The sequence below is a fragment of the Aneurinibacillus aneurinilyticus ATCC 12856 genome (assembly GCF_000466385.1).
In the GTDB taxonomy this organism is placed as follows: Bacteria; Bacillota; Bacilli; order Aneurinibacillales; family Aneurinibacillaceae; genus Aneurinibacillus; species Aneurinibacillus aneurinilyticus.
This window is the reverse complement of record NZ_KE952735.1, coordinates 1-8,271: the sequence shown is the minus strand read 5'-3', so window position 1 is coordinate 8,271 and position 8,271 is coordinate 1. Positions and strand designations below refer to the sequence as shown.

The 8,271-nt window shown below is 44.1% G+C and carries 7 protein-coding genes; 6 read left to right on the top strand and 1 reads right to left on the bottom strand.

Annotation, left to right across the window (positions count from 1 at the left end; genetic code table 11):
- Window positions 1-73: 73 nt before the first annotated feature.
- Together HMPREF0083_RS06960 and HMPREF0083_RS06955 are read left to right on the top strand one after the other, a co-directional pair.
- Window positions 74-688, top strand: a complete 615-nt coding sequence (locus HMPREF0083_RS06960) for a lysozyme family protein (protein WP_021620468.1) — start codon at window positions 74-76, stop codon at window positions 686-688.
- A gap of 177 nt (window positions 689-865) precedes the next feature.
- Window positions 866-3,043 (top strand): EAL domain-containing protein, encoded by a 2,178-nt coding sequence (locus tag HMPREF0083_RS06955; RefSeq protein ID WP_021620467.1) that lies wholly within the window; start codon window positions 866-868, stop codon window positions 3,041-3,043.
- Between the two features lie 54 nt (window positions 3,044-3,097).
- Here the strand turns inward: HMPREF0083_RS06955 and HMPREF0083_RS06950 are convergent, their stop codons facing one another.
- On the bottom strand, window positions 3,098-3,481 hold the full coding sequence (locus tag HMPREF0083_RS06950) for an oxidoreductase (protein WP_040301825.1): 384 nt from the start codon (window positions 3,479-3,481) through the stop codon (window positions 3,098-3,100).
- Between the two features lie 185 nt (window positions 3,482-3,666).
- Between HMPREF0083_RS06950 and fadH the strand changes: the two genes are divergently transcribed.
- The 4 genes from fadH to HMPREF0083_RS06930 all read left to right on the top strand — a co-directional run bounded on the left by fadH (window position 3,667) and on the right by HMPREF0083_RS06930 (window position 8,226).
- On the top strand, window positions 3,667-4,431 hold the full coding sequence (fadH, locus tag HMPREF0083_RS06945) for a 2,4-dienoyl-CoA reductase (RefSeq protein WP_021620465.1): 765 nt from the start codon (window positions 3,667-3,669) through the stop codon (window positions 4,429-4,431).
- Window positions 4,432-4,606: 175 nt separating this feature from the next.
- Window positions 4,607-5,857 carry a DUF445 domain-containing protein gene (locus HMPREF0083_RS06940; protein WP_021620464.1) on the top strand — a complete coding sequence of 417 codons (1,251 nt, stop codon included), beginning with the start codon at window positions 4,607-4,609 and terminating at the stop codon, window positions 5,855-5,857.
- A 176-nt stretch (window positions 5,858-6,033) separates the two neighbouring features.
- On the top strand, window positions 6,034-7,329 hold the full coding sequence (locus HMPREF0083_RS06935) for an ATP-binding protein (RefSeq protein ID WP_167331546.1): 1,296 nt from the start codon (window positions 6,034-6,036) through the stop codon (window positions 7,327-7,329).
- Window positions 7,330-7,341: 12 nt separating this feature from the next.
- Window positions 7,342-8,226, top strand: a complete 885-nt coding sequence (locus HMPREF0083_RS06930) for a response regulator (protein ID WP_040301823.1) — start codon at window positions 7,342-7,344, stop codon at window positions 8,224-8,226.
- Window positions 8,227-8,271 lie beyond the last annotated feature (45 nt).

The window sequence follows — 8,271 nt, the reverse complement described above, 5'->3', positions numbered from 1 at the left end:
TTATACTGGATAATCAACACCCTTGGTAAAATATATCACACCCTTGAAAACATACATACAGTGGGAGAGAGAGATGAAACAAATAAAGAGATTGATAGGGATATTGACTATACTGATGGGATTTTTACTTATCGGAGTGTTTCTCATTACTATAGTGAACCAGTATATGTCTCCGCCATCCAAAATAAATAAGTACGATAAAGTAAAACGATATGAACCGATGCTAAGTGCAGAGCTTCACAAGTACCATTTAGAGGAATACACAAGTGTTCTGCTTGCCTTGATGTACCAGGAAAGCAGGGGCGAAGGGGGCGATCCGATGCAGGCATCGGAATCGGCAGGTCTTCCTCCCAATACGATTAACGACCCGGAGCGCAGCATTCGGCAAGGGGTTCGCCATTTTAATGATGTGTTGACCTATGGTAAGGAGAAAAAGGTTGACTTTCCTACCATTATTCAGGCGTATAATATGGGAAAGGGATACATTACGTTCGTGGCCGAACATGGGAAAAAGCATACTGAAGACCTGGCCAAACAGTTTTCTTCCATTCAGGTAAAGAAACAGCCGACGGTTTACAATTGTGGAGGCGATCAGAATAATTTTCGCTATCCATATTGCTACGGAGATTTTTCATATACGACAAAAGTGCTGGCGAAGGTCGATTATATGAAACAGGTAGACAAATGACGAATAGTGCAGTGAAATGAATCAAACGGAAAGGCCATTTATTGCCTTTTCGTTTTTTTTTAATTTATCTAAAAATATTTAAGAGAAATTTGTACAAATGATTGCATTTGAGCATACATTTGGTTATAGTTCAAAGAAAACGGACAAGTCTTTTTTCCTAGAAAAGAGAGGTACCATATGCTTATGTTCAATGCCAGCAGCATTCGTGCAGTTACACTACTAAACCGTCTGCTCAGCAAGCTGCAGTACCAAGGAGCGTTTGAACCGCTAATCGATGAGATTATTCACGAATTGAAGGAATCCTTGCGGGAAGTGTCCGAGCTGAAATGGGCGCTTGACGTCTCTACTATCGTAGCGGTGACAGATTTGAAAGGCAGGATTTTGTATGCAAATGATAAATTCTGTGAGATTTCGGGTTATGACAGGAATGAGCTTTTAGGCCAGAATCATCATATTCTTAATTCAGGGTACCACAATAAAACGTTTTTTCGGCATATGTGGAAGACGATTGGAGAAGGAGACGTTTGGAACGGAGAGATACGGAACAGAGCGAAGGACGGTTCTATCTACTGGGTAAATACAACGATTGTTCCTTTAATGGACGACCAGGGAAAGCCTGTACAATATATTTCATTCCGAAATGATATTACGAGAGGCAAAGAGGCGGAAGAGAAGCTGCGTCAGGCCCTAAAGAATGATTTTATTCGTACGGTCAATGCATTGCATAACTTCGTCTTCAAGCTTAATCGAAGAACAGACGGCTCATTCGTGTATGTTTTATTCGAAGGAAAACTGGCCAAGCAGCTCGGACTCACAACGGACAAGACATATGGCAAAACAGCAAACGAGGTATTTCCTCCGGAGACTGCGGAAATTCTGGTACGCAATTATGAACGTGCCTTTCAAGGGGAAAGAGTCACATATAGCTATCGGTTTAAAGAGAGGGATTTTCAGACTTCACTATCCCCGATTATTGAGGAAGGCCGAATTATTGAGATTATCGGCTCCACTAGCGAGATTACCGAATTAAAAAGAGCGGAAGAAACGATTCGAAAGATGGCATACCTCGATCCATTAACCAATCTGGCGAATCGTCGGATGTTTACAGAAGATTTATCGAAAGCGCTTTACGAAGCAGAAGCTTCTTCCTTCGAAGTTGCTGTAATGTTTCTTGATTTAGATCGCTTTAAGCAAATTAATGACACGCTTGGACATACGATAGGTGATTTATTGCTTCAGGCAGTGGCGGATAGGCTGCGCATGCAAAACAAGGAGCACTGCCGGATTTACAGGTTGGGAGGCGACGAATTCGTCGTGTTGCTGCCCCGGATTAGCGATGAGACAGATGCCGAACGTGTGGCGGAACACATTCTAGAATTGTTCCAGACCCCTTTTAAGCTTGAGCATTACGAATTGTTTGCCACATGCAGCATAGGCATCAGTACGTATCCGTTTGCGGGTGAGGATATCGAATCATTGATGAAAAATGCGGATACGGCAATGTATTCAGCTAAGAGCAGTGGACGTAATGGATATCGACTTTATACGCCTAAGATGAACGAAGAATATGATGAGCATCTGCAAATTGAGGTACATCTGCGCAAGGCGATAGAGAAGAACGAACTTCAGTTATATTATCAGCCAAAAGTTGACACGAACAGCGGACAGTTAAAAGGGATGGAGGCGCTGCTGCGCTGGATTCATCCAGAACTGGGGGTTGTATCTCCTGGAAGATTCATCCCCATCGCCGAGGAAACAGGACTTATTGTTGCAATCGGGGAATGGGTACTGCGAACGGCGTGCGAACAGAACAAGCGATGGATCGAATCCGGTTACATGCCATTACCTGTAAGTGTGAACGTTTCTGCTTTGCAGTTCCAGCAGCCTACTTTTGTGGACAAGGTTGGTTCTGTTTTAAGAAAGACAGGGCTCGCTCCTTGCTATCTTGAGCTTGAGATTACCGAGAATAGCATGATTAATGATGTAGAAGAGAATATTGCAACTTTACTGCGTCTTCGTGAGATGGGGGTATATATATCCATTGACGATTTCGGCACTGGGTATTCATCGTTAAGCTATTTGAAGAGGTTCCCGATTCATGCATTAAAAATTGATCAATCGTTTGTGCGGGATGTAGTCGTAGATAAGGACAATGCAGCTATCGTAAAAGCGATTATCGATATGGCACATCATTTAAAGCTGAAGTTGGTGGCGGAGGGCGTGGAGGATGAGGCGACGCTCTCATTCCTGCGGTCTGAGCGGTGCGATGAGGTGCAGGGATATTTCTTCAGTTGCCCGGTTCCGACAGAGGAATTCGAACGGATTCTATCAGGGGAAAAAACAATGATAAAGTAAAGCCAGGGAATGGATAATCCCTGGCTTCATGTTTTATTAATCCGTGAGTATTTCTTACTTGTATTCGATTTCACCGTGCTTCATGTTTACCAGACAGCCCTGTGACAGGGACATCATCAGAATGGCAATCATCTCATGCATAATAATAGTGTGATGGTTTTCGGATTGTTGCATATAGGTGCGCAGGCGCTCACGAACTTCTGGCACGCCTGTCACTTCAATGATAATGTCCACTTCGTTTCCCTTTTGCACAAGTTCCATGAAATCGGTCGTAGCCGTAATGCCTTTTTCTTTAGCTATCATCATGCCTGGAGCGTTTTCATCCAGGTCCGCTACACCCAGTATTTTAACAAAAGGCGCTTCCGCCAATTGACGAAGCAGCGGAGTGCCGGTTTCACCGCCACCGATAACAACTACACTAATTTTTCTTTCTTCCATCTTTGCTCTCCTCCTGGGTACATCGTTATATATCCCCTCTATTTTCACATTATATCTCCATGGTTTATCATTAACAATTGTACATTTTGACACATGTAAAAGAAAATAAATGATTGTTCATTCATTTTCTTTTGAGTGTAATTGAGTTAAAATTAGAAGTATTCAATTAAATAGGAGGGGAAAGCATGGAAGGGAAAGTTGCGATTGTCACCGGCGGCTCAAGTGGTATGGGAAAGGCGATGGCTAAGAAGTTCGCAGAAAAAGGCGCAAAAGTGGTAATTACAGGACGGACTGTAGAAAATCTAGAGCAGACGAAACAAGAAATTCAACAGCAAGATGGGCAGGTGTTATGTGTACAGATGGATGTGCGGAATCCAGAAGATGCCAAGCGGATGGTCGAAGAGACGAAACGGGCATTTGGGGGAGCAGATTATCTCGTAAATAACGCAGCAGGCAATTTTATTTGTCCAGCCGAGGAGATGTCGGTGAATGCATGGAACGCTGTTATTAATATCGTGTTGAACGGTACATGGTACTGCTCGCAGGCAGTAGGCAGGGAATGGATTACCGAAGGACGGAAGGGGAGCATCCTGAATATGCTGGCGACATACGCATGGCTGGCCGGTCAGGGGGTTATTCACTCTGCTTCAGCGAAAGCGGGTGTGTTGGCGATGACACGTACACTGGCGGTAGAGTGGGGCAAAAAGTACGGTATTCGCGTCAACGCCATTGCGCCGGGACCGATTGATAATACAGGCGGCGCTACCCGTTTGTGGGAATCGGAGGAAGCGGCACGAATGACATTGGAAAGTGTTCCGCTCGGCCGTCTGGGACAACCGGAAGAAATCGCGAACCTTGCCTATTTTTTACTGTCACCTGAAGCGGAGTACATAAACGGTGAATGTGTAACTATGGACGGTGGACAGTGGTTGAATCGTCAACCATTTTAAGGAGCGGAAGAAAGTGGATGTCACTTTTTTTACAGTGGCATCCACTTTTTTAATCTATTGAAACAGGCCGGCCCTTGCAGTCTGTTTTTTTCTTTTACATTAGGAGGGGAGGTGGAATTTGTGGTAATCTGTTAATAAGTTTTAGGAAAGCCAAAAAGTAAAGAGGGAAGATGGAATGTCAGGAGAAGCAAAACATATTGCCGGGATTTCGCTTGGTGTAATGGCGACCGGATTTGTCGCTACGCTGCCGTTTCCAGATGTAGCAGCAGCAAAATTTCTACAGGGCGGTTTCGAGGCCGGGCTGGTGGGCGGATTGGCGGACTGGTTCGCAGTGACTGCACTGTTTCGTCATCCGATGGGGCTCCCGATTCCCCATACGGCGCTTTTGCCCAGGAACCGTAAACGGATTACCGATGCGCTCGTTCATACATTAGAGAACGATTGGCTTAATAAAGAGAGTATCGAAGAAAAGATTAAGCAGATACGCATTACCGAGAAAGTGTTAACATTGTTGGAAAAAGAGGTAGAGTCGTCTCAAGTTCGCAGTGCCTTGGCATTGATAAGCGAGCAGGTGGTGCAGCAGATTGATATCGAACCGATGCTGCCGGTTATTGAGAGCAAGCTTAAAGAGTATATAAAAAGCATAAATACTGCAGGCTTGCTACACGGATTTATTGATAAGGCATTGGGTGAACAGTACGAAGAGAAGGTATTTGATTTTCTGTTGGGCAAGGTGAGTGATTGGGCGATTCGCAGCGATACACGTCACAAACTGGGAAGCATGGCCCTTCAAGCCCTGGAAAATATTGAGCTAGATGGATTTATGCAGTTTGCGCTTAAATCGTTTGCCGGAATGCTTAACGAAGATAAGCTGGGAGGTGTTCTGCAAACATTGCTGCTGCGGGGAAGCGACAATTTGCGCCACCCTGAGAACAAAAACCGTCAGGCATTCCTTGCCTATGTACGCCGGGAGATTGAAGAAGCACGTGAGAGTGAAGGCTTGCTTGTGACGTTTGAGAAATGGAAATACAATCTTGCGGAAGAAGTGCAGCTGCATGAACGTTTGTCCGACATTGCTCGGGATTTGCGAAAGCAGGCGCTTGAATTTGTCCGTACCGATGCGTATATGGATCAATTTGTTCTGCCTTTCCTGCGCCGCCTCATACAGAAGGTGCGTGCAGATGAAGAGATGATGGCGAGATTGGAAGCATGGTCACAGCGGCAAATCGCCATGCTGGTAGAGCAGAATCATTCGAAAATCGGCAAGCTTGTTCGGGAGAATTTGGACAAACTGGATAATGAGACGCTTATTGAGATGATGGAAGACAAAATTGGTAAAGATATTCAATGGATTCGCGTAAATGGAGCAGTGTGTGGTTTTTTAATCGGTCTTGCCCTTGTTACGATAAAGTCTTTCATACCATAACGTTTCTTCTCTGTGTCGCTTATTCTAGTGTTTGCTATACACTAACATGTAGCCTCTGGTCAAAGAGGCTGCTTTTTAATGATTAGGAAATATATATCATTCTATAACGGTAAAGTAATATATACTTTCCTTCCTTTTGTAAACAAGGAGAAAATTTGAAAATGGGAGGTCGGGTCGTGCCCAGCAAGGCGTTTACTCTCATAATGTTAGTCGCGGCCACGATGCTATTCGGCGAATTGAAATTTCAGCCGTTTGAAAGCGATTTTCGTATTAGCTTTGGAATTGGAGCCTTTTTTTTCTTTTTGATGTGGCTTCGGGATGTACCGATTATGTTGGCCTCTTTATTGACAGGAAGTGCTGTTGTCCTGTTTCGCATCTGGCTTGATTATGTAATGGGGAAAGAAGTATTTCAATTTTACCAAAGTGCTTTAAGTCATGTGCCATCGCTTGCGTTTTACCTTTTCTTCGGCTTGGTCATCTGGTTGGGAAGAGCCGAACGATATGTTAATGCGCCGCTTAAGCTCGGATTGATTGGTGCCATCGCTGATTTATCAGCTAATATGGCAGAGCTTTTAGTACGCAAGAGCCTAGTTTCCCAAGGCGTTTATTTCGAATTTGTTCCGCAGGAAGAATATCTGTTACTTATTCTTGCGTTTGTACGCAGCTTTTTTATCGTAGGATTTTTGAACATTATCCAAATGCGCCATCTGCGGGAGATGAATCGAGAGCAGCAGCTTCGATTTGAGAAAATGCTTATGATTAGCAGTGATCTCCATGTTGAGGCTCTCTATTTAAAAAAGGTAATGGGGCATATTGAGCAGGCGACACGCAATGGCTATAATCTATACCGCGAACTAAGGACAAGAGAGAGTAGGGATGAAGTGCCTGAATTGGATCCGCCGCTCTCCCGCCGTGCGCTTAGTATAGCGGAAGAAGTGCATGAGATTAAGAAGGACTCACAGCGTATTTTAAGCGGTGTCAGCAGGATTATCCAACAGGAGCGTGTCGTTCAGGAATTAACCATCGAGGAGATTGTGCAACTTGTATTGAATGCAAATCAGAAGTATGCACGCATGCTGAAAAAGGATATTGAATTCACAAGCGACTTGCAAACATCACTTGCTACCCGTCATGTGTATTCACTGCTTTCCGTGCTGAACAATTTGCTATCCAACGCAGTAGAAGCAATTGAAGACTCCGGTATCGTAAGACTTGGTGTATACGAACAACAAGAGGAAATTTTATTTCTCGTAAGCGATACAGGAAGCGGTATTGCATCAGGTGATGAGACGTTTATTTTTATTCCTGGCTATACGACCAAGTACGATAAACAGGGTAACGCATCCACCGGAATTGGATTGCCGCATGCCCGGAATGTAATAGAAGAGTTTGGTGGAACCCTTGAGGTCAGACAGGGGGAAGCACCTGAGAAAACTATTTTTGAAGTTCGAATTCCGATACATAGACTATAAGGAGATGAAATTGTGAGATTTCGTTTTTTTATTATTGATGATGATCCCTCTTCTCGCAAAATGCTGAACAATGCCATCGAGCAGGAAGATTTGGGTGATGTGGTAGGTGAAGCAGAGGATGGACTGGGAGCAGAAGCAAGCATAATTTTGAAGAAGTGTGATATTGTGCTAATTGATCTGTTGATGCCAAAACAGGATGGCATCGAGACGATTATGCGCCTTCAGGAAATGGGCTATGAGGGCAAGTTTATTATGATCTCGCAGGTTGAACACAAAGAGATGGTAGCGGAAGCATACAGCAAGGGCGTAGAGTATTTCATCAATAAACCGATTAACCGGATTGAAGTGATTTCCATCATCAAAAAAGTAATGGAACATATTCGGCTGGAGCGTTCACTCGAAGGCATCCGCCATACGCTTTCGTTGTTCGATACGCTGCCGAAGGAGCCGCCGGAAGTGCGAACCGCTCCGTTTCTTCGCAGTGTGTTAGCTGACTTTGGAATTCTGGGAGAGACGGGAAGTCAGGATTTGATTCAACTAATTGAATATTTACTAAAAAGGTACAAGAATGAACGAGTACGGGAATTTCCGGCATTAAAAGATATCTTCACCGATTATGTGGCGTATAGCAATGTCGAAGACGTTCAGCGGGAAGTGAAGGCAATGGAGCAGAGGATTCGTCGTACGGTGGCCCGCGCATTGCAAAATATTGCTTCGCTTGGACTTGAGGATTATGGAAATCCGAAGTTTGAGATGTACGCTTCCAAGTATTTCGACTTTACAGATGTTCGCCAAAAAATGCGGGAAATTGAACAGAACGAGGAAGTATCACGTGTCCGGCTTAATGTAAAGAAGTTTATTTTTACATTGTATATCGAGACGAAAGAACATACTTAACCACACCTGTCGATTATCCATAAGGTGGAAGAAAGAAGGTGCACG

What these genes read in the sequence shown, in the direction of transcription:
- HMPREF0083_RS06955 (WP_021620467.1), top strand. Translation starts at nt 866, where the DNA reads ATGCTTATGTTCAATGCCAGCAGCATTCGTGCAGTTACACTACTAAAC.
- HMPREF0083_RS06950 (WP_040301825.1), bottom strand. Translation starts at nt 3,481, where the DNA reads ATGGAAGAAAGAAAAATTAGTGTAGTTGTTATCGGTGGCGGTGAAACC.
- fadH (WP_021620465.1), top strand. Translation starts at nt 3,667, where the DNA reads ATGGAAGGGAAAGTTGCGATTGTCACCGGCGGCTCAAGTGGTATGGGA.
- HMPREF0083_RS06960 (WP_021620468.1), top strand. Translation starts at nt 74, where the DNA reads ATGAAACAAATAAAGAGATTGATAGGGATATTGACTATACTGATGGGA.
- HMPREF0083_RS06940 (WP_021620464.1), top strand. Translation starts at nt 4,607, where the DNA reads ATGTCAGGAGAAGCAAAACATATTGCCGGGATTTCGCTTGGTGTAATG.